Genomic DNA, 18,381 nt, shown 5'->3' on the forward strand with positions numbered 1-18,381 from the left:
GACTACCGGCCGCGCATCTGCCGGAAGGCCCCCTTGGGCGGGCGCATGTTCTTCGGGATCGCGCCCTTCGGTAGCTGCGGCCGGGCCGCGGAGAGCGCCTTGAGCCGCTTGTCGAGGGCGTTCACGTCCTTGCCCTTGAGGTTCGGCGGTAGCCGCAACAGGGTCGTACGCAGCTTGCGGATCGACAGTTCGTCGTCGCCCTGGCCGATCAGGTAGTCGTAGAGCGGGGCGGTGCCGATCACCTTGGCGAGCCGCCGCTTCTCCTGGCCGAGCAGGCTGCGGGTCCGCTGCGGGTTGCCCTCGCCGAGCAGGATCACCCCGGGCTTGCCGACGACCAGGTGCACCATGTCCATCTGGGTGGTGGAGCTGACCGCCGGGGTGACCCGCCAGTCGCCCCGCATGCTCTCCAGGATCGAGGCCGCCGCCCCCGGCTGCCCCTCGGCCGCGTTCATCATCGCCCGGTTGGAGCGCAGGTTGAGCACGATCAGCAGGGCGAGCAGCGCGAGCAGGATGCCGATCGGCAGCCACAGCCAGCCCCAGGCCATGACCGCGACCACGGTGAGCGCGAGCGGGACCAGCACCGCGACGGCGCCGAGCGGCACGAACCACTTGTCGCGTTTGGCGGTGAACGAGAACACCATCCCGATCTGCTTCAGCCGCTGGCCGAACGACACCTTCTCCTGCGCCTTTGCCATGCAACGGAGTCTAGTGGGCCGGGGCCGCCCACCCGATCCCCGGCCGGGCCCCGGCCCCGAGCCCACCGCCGGGCGACATCGCCTTCGAGGGGGCGGGCGCCGGACCGGCCGGGTAAGGACCTTACGGGGGTGCGGCGTCGTGACGGGGCGGAACTAAGGAGGCCGGCACAGCAGACATGAGGCGGCGCACCAATGTGCCCGGGGTGCCTTCCGGCGAAGAGTGGACATCAGCGACGAGAACCGGACCGAATGGAGCTCAGCGATGTTCAGCACCGACGCCCACTTCCTGCTCACCCTGCACCGTACCCACGCCGACGAGCTGCGGGCCGAGGCCGACTCGGCACGGCTGGCCCGCTCGGTGGTCCGAGGTCTCCGGCGGGACCCGACCCGGGCCGCGCGGAGACGCCGGCTCGACACCGCCGCGCCCCAGGCACCGGACGCCGAGTGAACCTTTTCCCACCTGGACCGCCCGGCGTTCAGGTCGGGCCCACCGGACCGCCCGGGCGGCCGGCGCCGCCCACCGGGCGGCCAGGCCCGCCGGGCGGCACCGGGGCGGGACCTCGGATCTTCGGGGATCCCGCCCGCCGTGGCATTCTCGACTCCGTGACCACTCGTGCCGCCAGCAGCGTTCTCGTCGGCCGTCAGTCCGAACTCGCCGTCCTGCGCGACGCGCTCAAGCGGGTCCGGGCCGACGAGCCGGCCGCGCTGCTGGTGGGCGGTGAGGCCGGCGTCGGCAAGAGCCGGCTGATCGAGGAGTTCGGCCGGGGCGCCGTCGCCGGCGGCAACCAGATCCTCGTCGGCCAGTGCCTGGAACTCGGTGAGCAGGGCCTGCCGTTCGCGCCGTTCGCCGCCGCGCTCCGCCAGGTGCTGCGCCGCGACGGGGCGGCGGCCTTCCAGGGGTACGAGCGGGAGTTCGCCCGGCTGCTGCCGGAGCTGGACCGCCTCGCGCCGGCACCGGCCGGCGCCGACACCCGGACCGCCTCGGACGGGCCGGGGCTCTCCCTGGACCCGCACCGGGGCTACCTCTTCGAGTTGGTCGCCGGGCTCTTCACCCGGCTCGCCGCCGAACGCCCGCTGGTGCTGGTGATCGAGGACCTGCACTGGGCCGACCGGTCGACCCGGGACCTGATCGCCTTCCTGGCCCGCGCGGTCCGGCCGGCCCGGGTACTGCTGATCTGCACCTACCGCTCGGACGAGCTGCACCGGGGGCATCCGCTCCGCCCGTTTCTGGCCGAACTGGACCGGGCCCGGGGCGTCGAGCGGCTGGAACTGGACCGGCTCGACCGGGAGGGTACCGGCCAGGTGCTGGCGGACCTGTTCGGCTTCGAGCCCAGCGACCGGGCCATCGACACCATCCACGACCGGACCCAGGGCAATCCGTTCTTCGTCGAGGAACTCGCGGCGGCCAGCGACCCGAGCGGCTGTGCCGACCTGCCGGACACCCTGCGCGACCTGCTGCTGGCCCGGGTCGACCGGCTGCCGGAGCCGGCCCAGCGGGTGCTCCGGATCGCCGGGGCCGGCGGCACCCGGATCGCCCACGAACTGCTCGCCGAGGTGGCCGGGGTGCCGGAGACCGAGCTGGAGGAGGCGCTCCGGGCTGCCGTCGCCGCCCAGCTCGTGGTCGCCGACCCGGACGGCGGCTACGAGTTCCGGCACGCGCTGGTCCGGGAGGCCGTACACGAGGACCTGCTGCCCGGCGAGCACGCCCGGCTGCACGCCCGGTACGCGGCCGCGATCGAGGCACAGCCGCAGCTCGTCGCCGACGGCCGGGTCCCGGCCGAGCTGGCCCACCACTGGTACGCGGCACACGACTACCCCCGGGCGCTGACCGCGGCCTGGGCCGCCGCCGAGGCGGCCGGGGGTCGGTACGCGTACGCCGAGCAGGGGCGGCTGCTGGAGCGGGTACTCGAACTCTGGGAGCAGGTGCCGGACGCGGAGCAGCGGCTCGGCCGCAACCACCTGGCGGTGCTGGAGGCGACCCTCTCGGCGACTTCGACCGCCGGTGACTACAGCCGGGCGCTCGCGCTGAGCCGTGCCATGCTGACCGAACTGGACGGTGCGGCCGAGCCGGTCCGGACCGCCAGGGTGCGGCTGCTGCGCGGCCGGCTGCTCCGGATTCTCGGCAAGTCCGACGGTGCCGAGGACCTGCGCGCGGCGTACTCGCTGGCAGCCGACGCGGGCGGCGATCCGCAGCGGGCGCGGCTGCTCGCCGACATCGCCTTCCAGGTCGCCCGGGTGGACCGCGACGAGGGAGGCCGGATGGCCGCCGAGGCGGTGGCCGCCGCGACCGCACTCGCCGACGAGGACGCCGTGCTGAGCGCGACGCTCGCCGCCGGCTGGGTGTGCAGCCGCCAGGTCTCGGCCGACGTCGGGCTGGCCGACCTGCGCCGCGCGGTCGACCTGGCCCGGACTGCGGGTGACCCGTCCGCCCTGGTGACCGCGCTGGTGGTCAGCTCCGACGCGCTCTGCGAGGTCGGCCGGTACGCGGAGTCCGCCGAGGCGGCCGCCGCCGGGTACGCCGAGGCGAGGCGGGTCGGGATCAGTCGGTCCACCGGCGCCTTCCTGCTCTCCAACCAGGCCGAGGCGCTGATCGCGCTCGGTCGCTGGGACGAGGCCGACGAGTTGTGCGGGCAGGCGGCCCGGCTCGACCTGCCCGGCATCACCGGCTACCACTGGTTGCAGTTGCGGGCCGGGCTGCGGCTGGCCCGTGGCCAGGCGGGTGCCGACGAGCTGGTCGCCCGGGCGTTGGGCTTCCTCCGCCGCCCGTTTCTGCCGCTGGAGCTGCCGCTGTACGAGCTGCGGGTCGAGGCGGCACTTGCCGCCGGGGACGTCACGGTGGCGGTGGAGGCCGCCCGGGCCCTGCTCGGCCGGCGGCTCGACACCGACCCCCGGTACGCCTGGCCGGCGCTGGCCGCCGCCGCCCGGGCCGCCGTCGCGGCCGGGAACCGGGAACTCGCCGAACGGGTACGGTCGGCCGCCGACGGGATCGCCGTCCGCTATCCGGCCGAGCGGGCGTACGCGGCCCAGGTGGCGGCGACGCTCGCCGACTCGGCCGGGGCGGTGCCGTGCTGGCAGGAGACGGTGGCGGCGTGGCGGGTGGACGGCCAGCGGTATCCGCTCGGCAGGGCACTGCTCCGGCTGGCCGAGGCGGCGGCCGCGGCCGGGGACCGGACGCTGGCGGCGAGCGCGGTCGAGGAGGCGGCGGCGATCGCGGGTGAGCTGGCGGCCGTACCGCTGGGGGAGCAGGCGGCGACGCTGGCCCGGCGGCTCGGGCTGCGGGCCGGGCCCGGCGCGGCGCCCGGCACCGACCTGCTCACCGCCCGGGAGCGGGAGGTGCTGCGGCTCGTCGCGGAGGGGCACAGCAACAGCCGGATCGCCGAGCGGCTCTACATCTCGCCGAAGACGGCGAGCGTGCACGTGTCGCGGATCATCGCCAAGCTGGACGTGGCGAACCGGATCGAGGCGGCGGCGGTCGCGCACCGGCTCGGGCTGCTCGACCCGCAGACCCGGGACGGCGGCGTCCCCACCGGCTGACGGCGGGTCGGCCGGGGTCGGCTAGTCAGCTCGGGACGGGGTCGCGGGGCAGCACCGGGGCGGCCCGGCCGGTGCCGTGCTCGCCCGGGCCCTTCTCCTCGTGGTATTCCTCTTCCACGTTGACCGTCCACACGTCGTGGTCGGTGCCGTCCAGGATGTTCGACACCGAGAGCAGCGCGGTCATCATCGAGTGGTCCGCGTTGTTGTAGCGGTGCATCCCGTTGCGGCCGACCGGGTGCACGTTCGGCACCTCGGCGGCGAGCCAGCCACGGATCGTCGCGACGTTCTCCTTGTAGGCGAAGTCGTAGAACGGGTACGCGCGGGGCATCCGGACGACGTAGCCGGCCTCGACCGAGCCGGGGCGGATCAGGCCGAGCCGTTCCAGTTCGGCGGTGCCCAGGGCGACCAGGTCGGCGTCCGGGCTGTTCCACAGCTCGTCGCCGATGCTGAGGAAGTATTCCAGCCCGAGGCAGGTCCGACCGTCCTTGACCAGGTACGGCGACCAGGAGCCGAAGTTCTGGATCCGGCCGACCTTCACCTCCGGGGCGTGGATGTAGATCCAGTTGTCCGGAAAGCTGAACTCGGCCGGTACCACCAGCGCGACGGTCAGGAAATCGCGGTAGAACAGCTCCTTCGCGGCGGCGCGTACCGCCGGTGGGGCCGGCGGGTCCATCGCCAGCACCAGGTGCGAGATCGGCATCGACGACACCACGTGGTCGGCGTCGACCCGGCGCGCCCCGGCCGGCCCGTCGACGGTGACCGCGACCGCCCGGCCGCCGGCCCGGTGCACGGCGGTGACCCCGGTGTTCAGGGTGACCCGGCCGCCGCGCTTCTCGACGTGCTCGGCGCAGCGTTCCCACATCATCCCCGGGCCGTGCTTGGGATAGTTGAACTCCTCGATCAGGCTGGTGATGTCCTTCTGGTTGCGTTTCGGCAGCAGCGCGTTGAGTACCGCGCGGGAGAGCGACAGGTTCTTGATCCGCTGCGCCGCCCAGTCGGCGGAGAGTTCGGTCGCCGGTACGCCCCAGAGCTTCTCGTTGTACGTCTTGAAGAAGTGCGTGAAGAGCCGCCGGCCGAACCGGGCGGTGACCCAGCCGGCGAGGTGTGACTGGTCCTTCGGCGGCGCGATCCTGGCCCAGAGGTACGAGCCGACGCAGCGCAGCGCCTCGACGATGCCGAGGTTGCGCAGCGCGTTGCCGGCCTTGAGCGGATAGTCGTACAGCTTCCCCCGGTAGTAGATCCGGCTCATCCGGGGCCGGAGCAGGAAGTCCTCGGCGGGCAGGATCTCGTGCCAGAGCGCCTCGACCTGGGGGACCTTGGTGAAGAAGCGATGCCCGCCGATGTCGAACCGCCAGCCGTCCCGTTCGACGGTACGGCTGATTCCGCCCACCACGTCGTCGGCCTCGAACACCTCGACGGTGGCGTTCCGCTTGGTCAGCTCGTACGCCGCGGTCAGTCCGGCGGGGCCGGCGCCGATGATCACGGTGTGGGGTGCTGTCATGCTTCTATTCATCACCTTCGACGTGTTGCCGGCAAGCACCTCCCGGCTGACGGCCGGAATCTAACACGGTGCGACGGCTCGGCCCCGGTTCGCCACCGGGAGTGGGCGAGCCGGGTCGAAGGTGGAAAGAGCTGGCGGGGACCCCTGCCGGAGGTGCCGGCCGCTGGCGGCGGGCTACCGGGCGGTGGTGTCGGCCGGTAGCGTCCGGGCCTCGACGGCCTGCTGGTAGAGCCGGCCGGCCCGGTACGACGAGCGCACCAGCGGCCCGCTCAGCACCCCGGCGAAGCCGATCTCCTCGGCCTCCTCGCGCAGCTCGACGAACTCCTCCGGCCGGACCCACCGCTCGACGGGGTGGTGCCGGGGGGTCGGACGGAGGTATTGCGTGATGGTGACCAGCTCGCAGCCGGCCGCGTGCAGGTCACGCAGTGCCTGGGAGATCTCGGCGCGCTCCTCGCCCAGCCCGAGGATCAGGTTGGACTTGGTCACCAGCCCGGCCGCCCGGGCCTGGCTGAGTACGTCGAGCGAGCGCTCGTAGCGGAACGCCGGCCGGATCCGCTTGAAGATCCGGGGCACCGTCTCGACGTTGTGCGCGAGCACCTCCGGTCGGGCGCCGAAGACCTCGGCGAGCTGCTCCGGGTTGCCGTTGAAGTCGGGGATAAGCAGCTCCACCCCGCAGTGCGGCAGCGCGTCCAGGGCGCCGTCGGCGCCGGCCGGCCGCTCCCGCCGGGTCAGCCCGTGGATCTGCCGGACCGTCTCGGCGTAGAGCCAGGCGCCGCCGTCCGGCAGGTCGTCCCGGGCCACCCCGGTGACGGTGGCGTACCGCAGGCCCATCGCGACCACCGACTCGGCGACCCGGCGCGGCTCGTCCGCGTCGAAGTCGGCCGGCTTGCCGGTGTCGATCTGGCAGAAGTCGCACCGGCGGGTGCACTGGTCGCCGCCGATCAGGAAGGTCGCCTCCCGGTCTTCCCAGCACTCGTAGATGTTGGGGCAGCCGGCCTCCTGGCAGACGGTGTGCAGACCCTCCCGGGAGACCAGCCCACGGAGCTGGGTGTACTCGGGACCCATCTTCGCCTTGACCTTGATCCACGGCGGCTTGCGCTCGATCGGCGTCGCCGCGTTGCGGGCCTCGACCCGCAGCAGCCGGCGCCCCTCCGGCGCGACGGGATGGCCGGTACGGGTCTCCGGTGCGGTCACGACGCTCATCCCTCCGGCTTCGGCGGCGGTGGATGGCGCGGCTTGCTCGATGGTCACGAATCCGAGCCTACGCGCCAAGGGGTCGGCCGATCGACCGGAGGCGACCGGACTCACGTGCCGGACCAGGTGATGCCACTCACGCAGGATGCGGGTATTGAAACCTCTTTCAACCTGGACAGCGCGGTGCATGGCCCCCACGGCGGACCGCAGGGGAGGTTGACGGAGGTTCAATTCGGTGTCGGAACGGCGGCCGGTCCGGCTAGCCTCCGGGCAGAGCGTTGACGGAGCCGAGTACCACCCGACAACCGGAGTCCAGAGAGTCACCGTCGCTGGAAGGTGATCTCCGGCCGGGTTGGGAAGACCCTCCCGAGCTGCGGGAAGAAGGGCGTCCCGGCGTCTGGTAGAACCCGCCGTCCGGCCCGCGTCACGGGCTACGAACGAGGCCGCCGGCCGTGCGCCGGCGGTGAAGGTGTGGTGGCACCGCGAGTTCCCGCTCGCCCACACTCCCCGGGGCCTTCGGCGCGTTCGGGGTCGAGCGCGTCGCGACCACTTCGAGGAGTACCGCAGGTGTCCCGTGTCCTCTCCACGTCCCTGTCCGCGCACGTCGGCGCGACCGTGACGGCCGCCGGCTGGGTGCACCGGCGCCGGCAGCTCAAGTCGGTGACGTTCCTGATCCTGCGGGACGCCGCCGGGCTCGCCCAGGTGGTGGTGACCGCCGCCGACCTGCGGGCCCGGCTGGCCGACCTGCCGGAGGAGTCGGTGGTGGAGGTGACCGGCCGGGTGGTCGGCAACCCCGCCGCGCCCGCCGGGGTCGAGCTGGTCGACCCGACGGTACGACCGCTCGGCGACCCGGCCGTGCCGCCGCCGTTCGACGTGTACCGCCCGGAGCTGACCGCGGCGCTGCGCACCCAGCTCGACCACGCGGCGGTGGCGTTGCGCCACCCCGGCCGGGCCGCCGCGCTGCGCATCTCGGCTGCCCTGGTGGCCGGGTTCCGGGCCGCCCTCGACCGGCTCGGCTTCGTCGAGGTGCACACCCCGAAGATCGTCGCTGCGGCCACCGAGAGCGGCGCGAACGTCTTCGCCCTCGACTACTTCGGCCGGCCCGGCTACCTGGCCCAGTCGCCGCAGTTCTACAAGCAGATGCTGGTCGGGGTGCTGGAGCGGGTCTACGAGGTGGGGCCGGTGTTCCGGGCCGAGCCGCACGACACCACCCGGCACCTGGCCCAGTACACCTCGCTGGATGTCGAGTTCGGCTTCGTCACCGACCACCGGGACGTGATGCGGCTGCTCCGCGAGGTGCTGGCCGGGATGCTCGGCCGGCTCGCGGACCTCCCGACGCCACCGGTGGAGATCCCTGCGGTGCCGCCGGAGATCCCGGCGCTGCACTTCACCGAGGCGCTGGCCGTCGCCGGGGCGCCGCCGGACGAGCCCGACCTCGCCCCGGCGCACGAGCGGGCGCTCGGCGAGTGGGCCCGGGCCGAGTACGGGTCGGACTTCCTCTTCGTCACCGGCTATCCGCTGGCCAAGCGCCCCTTCTACACCCATCCGGCGACCGAGGACGCTCCGTCGGGCGGCCCGGCAGCGGCGTACTCGAACGGGTTCGACCTGCTGTTCCGGGGCGTGGAGCTGGTCACCGGCGGGCAGCGGCTGCACCGGTACGCCGACTACCTGGCCGCGCTCGCGCAGCGGGGCGAGCCGGTCGAGCCGTACGCCGGATATCTGGACGCGTTCCGGCACGGCATGCCACCGCACGGCGGTTTCGCGATCGGGTTGGAGCGGATGGTGGCCCGGCTGCTCGGGGTGGCGAACGTCCGCGAGGTGACCGCGTTCCCGCGCGACCTGCACCGGCTGACCCCGTGAGCGGCGGAGTTCTGGATGTCGGGGGTCAGGGGAGCAGGGTCGGCAGGTGGCGTTCGACCACCGGCAGCACCTCGGCGACGGTGACCGGGCGGCCCAGTTCGGCGGTGAGCGAGGTGACCCCGACGTCGCGCAGCCCGCAGGCGACGATCCGGTCGTACGCGCCGAGGTCGCAGTCGCAGTTGATCGAGAAGCCGTGCTGGGTCACGCCCCGGGCCACCCGGATGCCGATCGCGGCCACCTTGCGTTCCGGCCCGCGCTCGTCGGCCGGCACCCAGACCCCGCTGCGCCCCTCCACCAGCATGACCGTGCCGAGTCCCAGTTCGGTGCAGACGTCGAGCAGCAACTGCTCGGTACGCCGGACGAAGGCGACGACGTCCACCGGCAGCCCGGTGTCCGCTCCGGGGAGCGTGAGGATCGGGTAGCCGACGAGCTGACCCGGGCCGTGCCAGGTGATCTTGCCGCCCCGGTCCACGTCGATCACCGGGGTACCGTCCATCGGCCGGTCCCAGGGCTCGGTGCGCTTGCCGGCCGTGTAGACGCTCGGGTGTTCGAGCAGCAGTACGGTGTCCGGGCGCTCCCCGGCGACCACCGCCTCGTGCACCCGACGCTGTTCGTCCCAGGCCGCCAGATAGTCCAGGGTCCCGAGCCGGACGCTGGTCAACGCGGCAACAGTGCTGCTCACCGCTCCAGCTTAGTTGGCTACCGGCGGGTCGCTCCGGTTCGTGGCCGGAGTCACCGGCCCTCGGCGACCGCTGCTGCCGGTACCGGTCCCCGGAGCCACGGGTCGGACCCGGCGGGCCGGTTCAGGCATGATGCCCGGGTGGATGCGCTGCTGATCGGGATCGTTCTGGTGCACGCCGGGGTCGCGGCCCTCTGGCTGGGTTCGATGGCATACAGCCTCTTCGTGGTGCAGCCGAAGCTGTCCCGGATGGTCGACGACCCGGAGCGGGTGGAGGACGCGCAACGGGTGCTGGCGCACGGCAACCGGTGGCCGGTGGTGGGGCTGGTCGGGGTGCTCTGGGCGACCGGGCTCGCCCTGGTGCTGCTGGCTCCCGAGCGGTCGGCCGGGTGGTGGGCGGCGGTCGCCGGCCAGGCGGTGCTGCTGGCCGCCGCGACCGGGCTGTTCTGGTGGGTCTCCTGGCGGGGCTGGCCGCGCCGGGTCTTCGCCCTGCCGGCCGAACTGCCGGGGTTGGTCCGCCGGTTCCGCCGGGTCGCGGTGCTGATGCTCGCCCTGGTCGCCACCGCCTACGCCCTCGGCATCCTCACCGCGCACAACGGTCCGACATGATCCCGTGGCGCCATCCCGTGGCGTCCGGCGGGCCAGATCGCGGCCGGGTCGAGCCGGACACCACGGGATCATGGCGGCGTCACGGCGTGAGGCGCCAGAGCCAGACGTCGGCTACCCGTTCCGGAGGACCCAGCAGTGCGGTGGTGACGTCGCGCAGCGCGTCGGTGTGGATCGGGAACTTCGCCCCGTGCACCCGGTCGGCCAGCACCACCGCCTCGACCCGCCAGTAGCGCAGGTCGGCCCGGGCGGCGGCCCGGTCGGTGTCGGTGATCACCGGCCGCTCGCCGGTCTCGGCCACCCGCATCAGCAGTGCGTCGGTGGCCCGGGGCACCGGCCCGATCCGGCCGCGGCCGTCCGGCCCGCCGGGGCCGAGGAAGAAGCCGGACGGGATGCGGAACTCGCCCTGCCGGTGACTCAGCGCGTACGCCTGCCAGCGTTGCCCGTCCGGGGCCAGGTCGAGGGTGAGCGGCAGTGGGGTGAGCACCCCGCCGGGCGAGACGTACTGCCGCCAGGTGCCGGCGGTGACGAACTCCGGGATCGGTTCCCGGGGGGTGCTGAGCAGCGGAACCGGCACCAGCGGCAGGAGTGCCACGGCGAACCCGGCCACCCAGCCGGCTCTTGCCCGCCGGGAAACCGGGCCGGCCCGGAGCAGGTCGACGGTGTGTGCCAGCAGCAGCCCGACCAGCGGCGCCACCACCAGGGCCAACCGGGACGGCAGGGCGGCGTTGAACACCGGCAGGTGGCCGAGCAGGGCGTACGGCAGCGGGACGTCGGTGTGCGCACCGAAGATCTTCACCCGAGGGCCCCAGGAGAGTACGGCGAAGACCAGCGCGGTCACCCCGATCGCCCGTACGGTGGTCCGGCGCTGCGGGGCCGCGCGCCGCCACAGCACGACGAAGCAGAGTACGGCCAGCGCCAGCAGCGGCAGCCCGAGGAAGGAGTTCTCCTCGGTCGGATTCGGTGCCAGCGAGGTGTCCAGCCCGGCCGCCCCGGCCAGGGTCCGCTGCGGGTACGCCCCGTACGCGGCGATGTCCTCGGCATGGATGACCGGGTCGAAACCGGTGCCGTGGAACCGCTGCGGGCCGAGGAAGTGCAGCCACAGCGGGTACGCCAGCAGCACGAAGGCCACCAGGGCGGTGACACCGAGCCCGCGCAGGAAGTCCGGCAGCGCGGCCCGCACCTCGGCCCGGCGGCCCCGGTCCAGTGCCCAGGTGCCGAAGAAGACGCCGCAGGCCAGCGCGGTGAAGAAGAGCCCTTCGGCGGCGATCGAGAAGGCGATGGCGACCAGCACCCCGAGCAGCAGCCCGCCGGGCAGCCACCGGCCGGGCCGGCGCAGCCGGAGTACCCCCCAGAGCAGCATCGGGACCACCCAGCCGGCGCTCCAGTTCAGGTGGGCGTTGGCGTGCGCGACGATGCCGGGCGCGAAGCCGATGAAGAGCCCGCCGAGGACCGCGGCCGGGGTGCTCCGGACGAGTGTCCGGGAGAGCAGCCAGTACCAGCCGAACGCCGTGCCGGCGACGTTGCCGGTGAGGATCACCAGGAAGGTGGCCGGGGCGCCGACCAGGTAGGTGAGCGGGGCGAAGACGACGGCGTACACCGTGACCGAGGTGTTGACCGCCAGGTTGACCCCGTCCGGCACGTTCAGCAGGTCGGTGAAGAACGGGTTCTGCCAGTGGGTGAGCGCGTGTGCGCCGTACGCGAGCAGCCACTCGAAGAGTGCCTGGTCGCTGGAGTTCACGGTGATCGCCCGCCCGCTCGGGTCGGGCCAGAGTCCGCTGGTGACCCAGCCCGCTCCGACGATCGCGACCAGCGCGACGAGCAGGTCGGTCCGGCGACTCCGCCGGGCGCCCGGGGGCGCGGGCGACGGGGGTGAGGTCGGCCCGGCGAGCGCGGGCGGGGAGAGCGGCACGGGCCGGAGGTTACCAACCCCGATCCGACACGCCGAGGATGCGGGCAACCTTGACGGACCTTATGGAAATGATTTCCAATTGGATTAACGCCGCAGAACGCGCCGGAGGACCCGTACCGTGAAAATCTCGTTCGTCGGCAAGGGCGGCAGTGGCGGACATGGCCGCCGGGGCCGACTCGTTCGCCTCCGGGCTGTTCACCCGGTCCGACGCGACCTTCCCGGTCTGCGAGCCGACCCTGCGCAGCGACGGCGTCTACCGGCGCCGGTCCGCTGACCACCGCGCCGGCCGGCGCCGCGACCGCTGCCGGCCGAGATGTGCCGCCGCCCCGGGCCAGCCGGCCCGGGGCGGGTCGAACCCACGACAGGAGGAAGAGATGTCCCTGGACGTACCCGCCGCACTGCTGGAGCGGGCCGAGGCCGGCCAGGTCGACGACGAGGAGTTCGTCGACTGTGTCCGGCGGTCCCTGCCGTACGCCTGGGCGGTGGTCTCCGAGGTCTCGGCCCGGGTCCACACGACCACGGCCGACTACGCCGACCACGCCGTACCGCCGCCGAGCGAGGCGGAGCGGGGCCAACTGCTCCGGGCACTGGCCAGTGACGCCATCCGGGGCGGGCTGGAACGCCACTTCGCGGTTCGCCTCGCGTTCCAGAACTGCCACCGGGTGGCCGCGTTCCGGCCGGCGGCGGTGGGCGGCACGACGTACCAGTGGTTCGTCTCGCCGCTCGCCCAGGTCCGCAACCAGTCCCCGGAGCTGCGCGACTGCTGACCGGGAGGGCGTGGGACCCGTCCGGCTACCCGGCGGGTCCCGCGCCGCCGGGACGGCGGGTTCGGCGGGCGACCAGCACGACCAGGGCGCCGGTGAGCACCAGCAGGGCGCCGAGGGCCGGCAGCCACCCCGGGGGTGCGGCACCGCCGCCGGTGACCGGAAGGTGGCCCGAGGGCGGGGGCCCGGGGACGGGCGCCGTCGGTTGGGGCGTCGGTGGCGCGGTCGTCGGCACGGGTACCACCCGGAAGGTGACGGTGCCGGGTCCCGGCGGCTCCTCGGCGGCCACGGCGAAGCCGGTCCGGCCGTCCGGCCAACTGACCGCCACGACCGTCGTACCGCCGATGGCCAGGCCGGCGGAGAGCGCGAGCGCGGCGGCGACGGCCCGGTGCGGTCTGGTCGGGACGGCCGGTCGGCGGGTCCGGTCCTGGGTGGTCATCGAGCCTCCAGCGTCGCGGCGCGGATCGCCTTCCTGACCGGACCGCCGCGAGGCGGCCCGGGGCCGGAGGTTTTGTCCGGTACAGAAGGTGAAACCACCTTTGCACACCGTTCACTTCTGTTGGCTGTTTCGGGCCAAGTGCCCGACCTGCTCAGCCCTCCAGCTCAGCGGCTGGTCAGCGCCGCTTGCAGTGCGCTGGGCAGGTCGGGATGCCGATACTCGAAACCGGCCCGGTTCAGCACCCCGGGCAGCACCCGGAGGCTGCGCAGCGGCTCGACCGACAGCTCGCCGAGCAGGATCCGCAGCGCGATCGCCGGCACCGGCATCACGGTCGGCCGGCGCAGCGCCCGGCCGAGCGCCTTGGTGAACTCGGCGTTGGTCACCGGTGCCGGGCCGACCACGTTGACCGGCCCGGCGATGTCCTCGCGGTCCAGCAGGAAGGTCATCGCGGCCAGCCAGTCGACCATCGAGATCCACGGAATCCACTGCCGGCCACTGCCGAACTTGCCCCCGATACCGAGCCGGTACGGCAGCAACTGCGGCTTCAGCATCCCGCCGGTGTGCTCCAGCGGCAGGCCGATGCGCAGCCGTACCACCCGTACCCCGGCCTGCTCGGCCGGTGCGGTCGCCGCCTCCCAGACCCGGCACAGGTCGGCCATGAAGCCGTCGCCGGCCGGCTCGTCCTCCTCGACCGGACGGTCACCGGTGTCGCCGTACCAGCCGATCGCCGAGCTGTTCAGCAGCGCCCGGGGACGCTGCTCGGCCGGCAGCGCGGCGATCGCCCGGGCCAGCGTCGCGGTGCTGTCCACCCGGCTGGCCCGGAGCACCTCCTTGAAACCGCTGGTCCAGCGCCGGTCGCCGACGTTGGCGCCGGCCAGGTTGACCACCGCGTCGGCGCCGGAGAGCGTCGCCGGGTCGAGTTGGCCGGCGGCCGGATCCCAGCGCACCTCGTCCGGGCCTTGAGCGGGGCGCCGGACCAGCCGGACGATGTCGTGCTCCGCCGCCCGGAGCCGATCGGTCAGCCGGGTGCCGAGCCAGCCGGACGCGCCGGCCATCAGGATTCGCATCTCCGTATCTTCGCCCACTCCGCCCGGGGCGGCCCGGATCGGCACCGTCGATCCGCACCAACCCGCCGGGTGGCGGTGTCGGCGTGCGGCCGAAACGGCGCGGGGCGCCCGGCCGACGGCCGGGCGCCCCGCACGGGCGTGGGTGCGATCAGGCCAGCCCGAGTTCGGCCTCGAACTGGCCGGCCTCCAGCCGCTCCTTGATCGCGGTCAGGAACCGGGCGGCGTCCGCACCGTCGACCAGCCGGTGGTCGTAGGAGAGCGCCAGGTAGACCATCGAGCGCGGCGCGATCACCTCGCCGAGCTGCGGGTCGGTGATCACCATCGGCCGCTTGACCACCGCGCCGGTGCCGAGCATCGCCGACTGCGGCGCCGGGACGATCGGGGTGTCGAAGAGCGCGCCCCGGCTGCCGGTGTTGGTCAGCGTGAAGGTCGCACCGGCGATCTCGTCCGGGCTGATCTTGTTGGTGCGGGTCCGCTCGGCGAGGTCCGCGACCCGGCGGGCGATCCCGGCCAGGTTCAGGTCACCGGCGTTGTGGATCACCGGCACCATCAGGCCGCGCTCGGTGTCCACGGCGATGCCCAGGTGCTCCGCCTCCGGATAGGTGATCGTGCCGGCCTCCAGGTCCATCCGGGCGTTGACCACCGGGTAGGTCTGCAACGCCTCGACGGCGGCCAGCGCGAAGAACGGCAGGAACGACAGCTTGACCCCGTGCCGCTGGAGGAACGTGTCCTTGGCCTTGGCCCGCAGCCGGGCCACCTTGGTGACGTCCACCTCGACGACCGTGGTGAGCTGCGCCATCTCGTGCAGCGACTCCTGCATCCGCTTGGCGATAACCGCGCGGATCCGGGGCAGCTTCTGGGTGCTGCCCCGCAGCGGGCTCGGTGCCGCCTTCGGCGCCGGTGCGGCCGGAGCGGCGGCCTCCGCGGCCGGCTGGGCGGCCGGGGCCTGCGCGGCCGCCCGGGCCCGCTCGGCCGCATCGAGTACGTCCTGCTTGCGGATCCGGCCACCGACCCCGGTACCGCTGACCGTGGAGAGGTCGACGCCCTGGTCGCTGGCGAGCTTGCGGACCAGCGGGGTGACGTACCCGGCACCGTTCTCGCCGGACGGCGCGGGCGCCGGGGCCGGGGTACGGGCCGGCGCCGGCTGGGCCGCCTGCTCGGTCCGAACCGGCTGCTCGGAACGCTCGGTCTCCGGTGCCGGAGTCTGGTACGACGCACCGGCAGCCGGTGCCGACGGCCGGGCCGGCTCCGCCGCCGGCTTGGCGGGCTCGGGAGCCGGCTTCGCGGCCTCCGGGGCGGGCTTTGCCGGCTCGGCGGCCGGGGCGGCGCCTCCGGCGGCGCCGATCACCGCCAGGTCGGCGCCGACCGGTGCGGTCTCGTCCTGGCTGACCCGGATCTCCAGCAGGGTGCCGGCGACCGGGGAGGGGATCTCGGTGTCCACCTTGTCGGTGGAGACCTCGACCAGCGGCTCGTCGGCCTCGACGGTGTCGCCGACCTCCTTCAGCCAGCGGGTCACGGTGCCCTCGGTGACGCTCTCGCCCAGCGCCGGCATCTTGAGGACGGTGCCCGAGTCGCCGGCCGGCGCGGTCTGCGCCGGTACCGTCTCCGGCTCGGGCTGCTCGGCCTGCTCCTGCTGGCCGGCCGGCTCCGCCGCCTCGGCCGACGGGGTGGCCGGGGCCGGCTCGGCCTCGGCCGGCTCCGGCTGGGCCTCGCCGCCCGCCTCGCCGTCGCCGTCGATCACCGCCAGCTCGCTGCCGACCTCGGCGGTCTCGTCCTCGCTCACCACGATCCGGGCCAGCACGCCGGCCGCCGGGGAGGGGATCTCGGTGTCGACCTTGTCGGTGGAAACCTCGAGCAGGGGCTCGTCGACCTCGACGCGGTCGCCCTCCTGCTTCAGCCACCGGGTGACGGTGCCCTCAGTGACGCTCTCGCCCAGCCGGGGCATGGTGACCGATACCGGCATCTTTCAAGACTCCTTCGTGGCCTGTGCGATCCTGGCCCGGTTGGTGCCGGGCGGGCGCGGAGATTCTGTGGTCAGGCGTGTGCGTGCAGCGGCTTGCCGGCCAGGGCCAGGTGGGCCTCGCCGAGCGCCTCGCTCTGGGTGGGGTGGGCGTGGATGAGCTGCGCCACCTCGGCCGGGTACGCCTCCCAGTTGAAGATGAGCTGCGCCTCGCCGACCAGCTCGCCGACCCGGGCTCCCACCATGTGCAGGCCGACCACGGGACCGTCGTCGACCCGGACCAGCTTGACGAAGCCGGCGGTCTTGAGGATCTGGCTCTTGCCGTTGCCACCGAGGTTGTAGTTGTAGGTCTTCACCTTGTCGGCGCCGTACTGCTCCTTGGCCCGGGCCTCGGTGAGCCCGACCGAGGCCAGCTCCGGGTCGGAGTAGGTGACCCGGGGGATGCCGTTCTCGTCGATCACCGCGGGGTTGCGGCCGGCGATCTCCTCGGCCACGAAGATGCCCTGCTGGAAACCGCGGTGCGCGAGCTGGAGACCGGGCACGATGTCGCCGACCGCGTAGACGTTCGGTACGCCCGTGCGCAGCCGCTCGTCGGTGAGTACGAAGCCCCGGTCGAGCTTGACGCCCTGCTCCTCGTAACCGAGGTTGGCGGTGGTCGGGCCACGGCCGACCGCGACCAGCAGCAGTTCGGCCTCGACGGTCTCGCCGCCCTCGACGGTGACCTTGACGCCCTTCTCGGTGTGCTCCACCTTCTCGAACCGCTTGCCGGTCTTGAACCCGATGCCGCGCTTGCGGAACGCCCGCTCCAGTGCCTTGGACGACTCCTCGTCCTCGGCCGCCACCAGCCGGGGCAGCGCCTCGATGATGGTGACGTCGACCCCGAAGGACTTCCAGACGCTGGCGAACTCGACGCCGATCACGCCGCCGCCGAGCACGATCGCCGAGGTCGGTACCCGGTCCAGGGTCAGCGCGTGGTCGCTGGTGATCACCCGCTCGCCGTCGATCTCCAGACCGGGCAGGGACCGGGCGTACGAGCCGGTGGCCAGGATGACGTTGCGGCCGGTGTAGCGGGCCCCGTTCACCTCGACGGTGTCGGCGGAGACGAGCTTGCCCGCACCCTCGACCACAGTGATCTTGGCGCCCTTGATCAGCCCCTGCAGGCCCTTGTAGAGCCGCGAGATCACGCCGTCCTTGTACGAGTTGACGCCGGCCATGTCGATGCCGACCAGCTCGGCCTTGACGCCGAACTGCTCGGACTCGCGGGTCTGGTCGGCGATCTCGGCCGCGTGCAGCAGCGCCTTCGTGGGGATGCAGCCGTTGTGCAGGCAGGTGCCGCCGACCTTGCCCTTCTCGATCATCGCGACCGAGAGGTCCAGTTGGGCGGCGCGTAGCGCCGCCGCGTACCCGCCGCTGCCACCCCCGAGGATGACGACATCGAACGTTCCGCCGTTCGGCTCGCTCACAGTTAACTCCCAGGTCGCGTCGCTGCTACGAGGGTGATGCCGGTCAACCGGGCATACCGCCACCCCCGGTCGGGGTTCTCCGGCCGGCGGGGCGTGGACTTTCTCCGGACTGCCAGTTGGGACCGGGGAGCGCCCACCTCGGTCATCTTGTCACTAGTGGAAGCGGGCCGCGTACCGAGGTGCCCAAGGACACGTCGTCGGGACGTACGCTTGCCGGAAGTCGCCACTTTCGCCGCGGGGCGGCATGCCGGGGAGGAGAGGGTCGGGTTGGCCTGGTTTCGCCGACGCAAGAAGGCGGTTGTCACGGCGGGTGATCGTCCTGCCAGCCGTGCGGATCTTGACCACCTTGAACAGTTTGTCCGGTCGAGGCGTGGCGTCGAGGCGTTCATCGAGCCCCGGACCACCGTGACCGAGACCACCGTCATGCTGATCGCGCACGACGGTGAATGGACCCGGCGCCGGATCGACGGCCCGGACGGCGCCCGGCGGTTCGCCCACAAGCTGGCGATCCCGGTCTACGACGTCCGGCTGGTCGGCTATCCCCAGCGGATGCGGGACTTCAACGAGCGCCGCAAACGGACCACCGGCTGACCGGCCGGCCACCGGCCCCGCCCAGCGGGGCCGGTGGCGGTCCCGGATCAGCAACCTCCCCCTGCGGTCCGACGAACCGCAGGATCGGACGCAGTGCGTGAGCGCCGCGCGATCCA

Annotated in this window: 15 protein-coding genes; 6 read left to right on the forward strand and 9 right to left on the reverse strand. The window is 73.3% G+C overall.

The annotated features are described in order from the left end of the window. Positions 1 to 2 precede the first annotated feature (2 nt). Entirely contained in the window at positions 3 to 695 is a 693-nt protein-coding gene (locus ACQEVC_RS18980) for a DUF4191 domain-containing protein (RefSeq protein WP_318394291.1), read from the reverse strand. A gap of 262 nt (positions 696 to 957) precedes the next feature. On the opposite strand from ACQEVC_RS18980, the gene ACQEVC_RS18985 reads away from it, so the two are divergent. Continuing rightward, positions 958 to 1,143 carry a hypothetical protein gene (locus tag ACQEVC_RS18985; RefSeq protein WP_432879209.1) on the forward strand — a complete coding sequence of 62 codons (186 nt, stop codon included), beginning with the start codon at positions 958 to 960 and terminating at the stop codon, positions 1,141 to 1,143. Positions 1,144 to 1,298: 155 nt separating this feature from the next. Further along, positions 1,299 to 4,229, forward strand: a complete 2,931-nt coding sequence (locus ACQEVC_RS18990; RefSeq protein WP_432879212.1) for a helix-turn-helix transcriptional regulator — start codon at positions 1,299 to 1,301, stop codon at positions 4,227 to 4,229. A gap of 25 nt (positions 4,230 to 4,254) precedes the next feature. On the opposite strand, the gene ACQEVC_RS18995 is transcribed toward ACQEVC_RS18990, so the two are convergent. Next, positions 4,255 to 5,730 carry an NAD(P)/FAD-dependent oxidoreductase gene (locus tag ACQEVC_RS18995; RefSeq protein ID WP_432879214.1) on the reverse strand — a complete coding sequence of 492 codons (1,476 nt, stop codon included), beginning with the start codon at positions 5,728 to 5,730 and terminating at the stop codon, positions 4,255 to 4,257. A 174-nt stretch (positions 5,731 to 5,904) separates the two neighbouring features. Further along, entirely contained in the window at positions 5,905 to 6,933 is a 1,029-nt protein-coding gene (gene lipA, locus ACQEVC_RS19000) for a lipoyl synthase (protein WP_432891536.1), read from the reverse strand. A 558-nt stretch (positions 6,934 to 7,491) separates the two neighbouring features. On the opposite strand from lipA, the gene aspS reads away from it, so the two are divergent. Beyond that, positions 7,492 to 8,784, forward strand: coding sequence for an aspartate--tRNA(Asn) ligase (gene aspS, locus ACQEVC_RS19005; RefSeq protein ID WP_432879217.1), 1,293 nt, complete (start codon positions 7,492 to 7,494; stop codon positions 8,782 to 8,784). Positions 8,785 to 8,809: 25 nt separating this feature from the next. Here aspS and lipB read toward each other — a convergent pair whose 3' ends face one another. Then, positions 8,810 to 9,466, reverse strand: coding sequence for a lipoyl(octanoyl) transferase LipB (gene lipB, locus ACQEVC_RS19010; RefSeq protein WP_318394296.1), 657 nt, complete (start codon positions 9,464 to 9,466; stop codon positions 8,810 to 8,812). A 138-nt stretch (positions 9,467 to 9,604) separates the two neighbouring features. Between lipB and ACQEVC_RS19015 the strand changes: the two genes are divergently transcribed. Next, a complete protein-coding gene (locus tag ACQEVC_RS19015; RefSeq protein WP_432879219.1) occupies positions 9,605 to 10,072 on the forward strand; it encodes a hypothetical protein in 468 nt (155 codons plus the stop codon). Between the two features lie 79 nt (positions 10,073 to 10,151). Here the strand turns inward: ACQEVC_RS19015 and ACQEVC_RS19020 are convergent, their stop codons facing one another. Further along, positions 10,152 to 11,981: a DUF2079 domain-containing protein gene (locus tag ACQEVC_RS19020; RefSeq protein ID WP_432879222.1), complete on the reverse strand. Its 1,830-nt coding sequence runs from the start codon at positions 11,979 to 11,981 to the stop codon at positions 10,152 to 10,154. A 374-nt stretch (positions 11,982 to 12,355) separates the two neighbouring features. Between ACQEVC_RS19020 and ACQEVC_RS19025 the strand changes: the two genes are divergently transcribed. Then, a complete protein-coding gene (locus ACQEVC_RS19025; RefSeq protein WP_432891538.1) occupies positions 12,356 to 12,748 on the forward strand; it encodes an SCO5389 family protein in 393 nt (130 codons plus the stop codon). 25 nt (positions 12,749 to 12,773) lie between these two features. Here the strand turns inward: ACQEVC_RS19025 and ACQEVC_RS19030 are convergent, their stop codons facing one another. From ACQEVC_RS19030 to lpdA, 4 genes are all read right to left on the reverse strand, one after another. Continuing rightward, complete coding sequence (locus tag ACQEVC_RS19030; protein ID WP_432879225.1) at positions 12,774 to 13,184, reverse strand: hypothetical protein; 411 nt, start codon at positions 13,182 to 13,184, stop codon at positions 12,774 to 12,776. A 164-nt stretch (positions 13,185 to 13,348) separates the two neighbouring features. After that, positions 13,349 to 14,251: a TIGR01777 family oxidoreductase gene (locus ACQEVC_RS19035; RefSeq protein ID WP_432879228.1), complete on the reverse strand. Its 903-nt coding sequence runs from the start codon at positions 14,249 to 14,251 to the stop codon at positions 13,349 to 13,351. 148 nt (positions 14,252 to 14,399) lie between these two features. Further along, complete coding sequence (gene sucB, locus ACQEVC_RS19040) at positions 14,400 to 16,214, reverse strand: 2-oxoglutarate dehydrogenase, E2 component, dihydrolipoamide succinyltransferase (RefSeq protein WP_432879231.1); 1,815 nt, start codon at positions 16,212 to 16,214, stop codon at positions 14,400 to 14,402. Between the two features lie 71 nt (positions 16,215 to 16,285). Next, a complete protein-coding gene (lpdA, locus tag ACQEVC_RS19045) occupies positions 16,286 to 17,674 on the reverse strand; it encodes a dihydrolipoyl dehydrogenase (RefSeq protein WP_432879233.1) in 1,389 nt (462 codons plus the stop codon). Between the two features lie 267 nt (positions 17,675 to 17,941). On the opposite strand from lpdA, the gene ACQEVC_RS19050 reads away from it, so the two are divergent. Next, positions 17,942 to 18,265, forward strand: a complete 324-nt coding sequence (locus ACQEVC_RS19050; protein ID WP_432879236.1) for a hypothetical protein — start codon at positions 17,942 to 17,944, stop codon at positions 18,263 to 18,265. Positions 18,266 to 18,381: the final 116 nt, after the last annotated feature.

Source organism: Plantactinospora sp. CA-294935, assembly GCF_050936445.1.
Classification (GTDB): domain Bacteria; phylum Actinomycetota; class Actinomycetes; order Mycobacteriales; family Micromonosporaceae; genus Plantactinospora.

Coding starts and splice junctions, on each gene's coding strand:
- ACQEVC_RS18980 (WP_318394291.1), bottom strand. CDS start 695: ATGGCAAAGGCGCAGGAGAAGGTGTCGTTCGGCCAGCGGCTGAAGCAG.
- ACQEVC_RS18985 (WP_432879209.1), top strand. CDS start 958: ATGTTCAGCACCGACGCCCACTTCCTGCTCACCCTGCACCGTACCCAC.
- ACQEVC_RS18995 (WP_432879214.1), bottom strand. CDS start 5,730: ATGACAGCACCCCACACCGTGATCATCGGCGCCGGCCCCGCCGGACTG.
- lipA (WP_432891536.1), bottom strand. CDS start 6,933: ATGAGCGTCGTGACCGCACCGGAGACCCGTACCGGCCATCCCGTCGCG.
- ACQEVC_RS19025 (WP_432891538.1), top strand. CDS start 12,356: ATGTCCCTGGACGTACCCGCCGCACTGCTGGAGCGGGCCGAGGCCGGC.
- ACQEVC_RS19030 (WP_432879225.1), bottom strand. CDS start 13,184: ATGACCACCCAGGACCGGACCCGCCGACCGGCCGTCCCGACCAGACCG.
- ACQEVC_RS19035 (WP_432879228.1), bottom strand. CDS start 14,251: ATGCGAATCCTGATGGCCGGCGCGTCCGGCTGGCTCGGCACCCGGCTG.
- sucB (WP_432879231.1), bottom strand. CDS start 16,214: ATGCCGGTATCGGTCACCATGCCCCGGCTGGGCGAGAGCGTCACTGAG.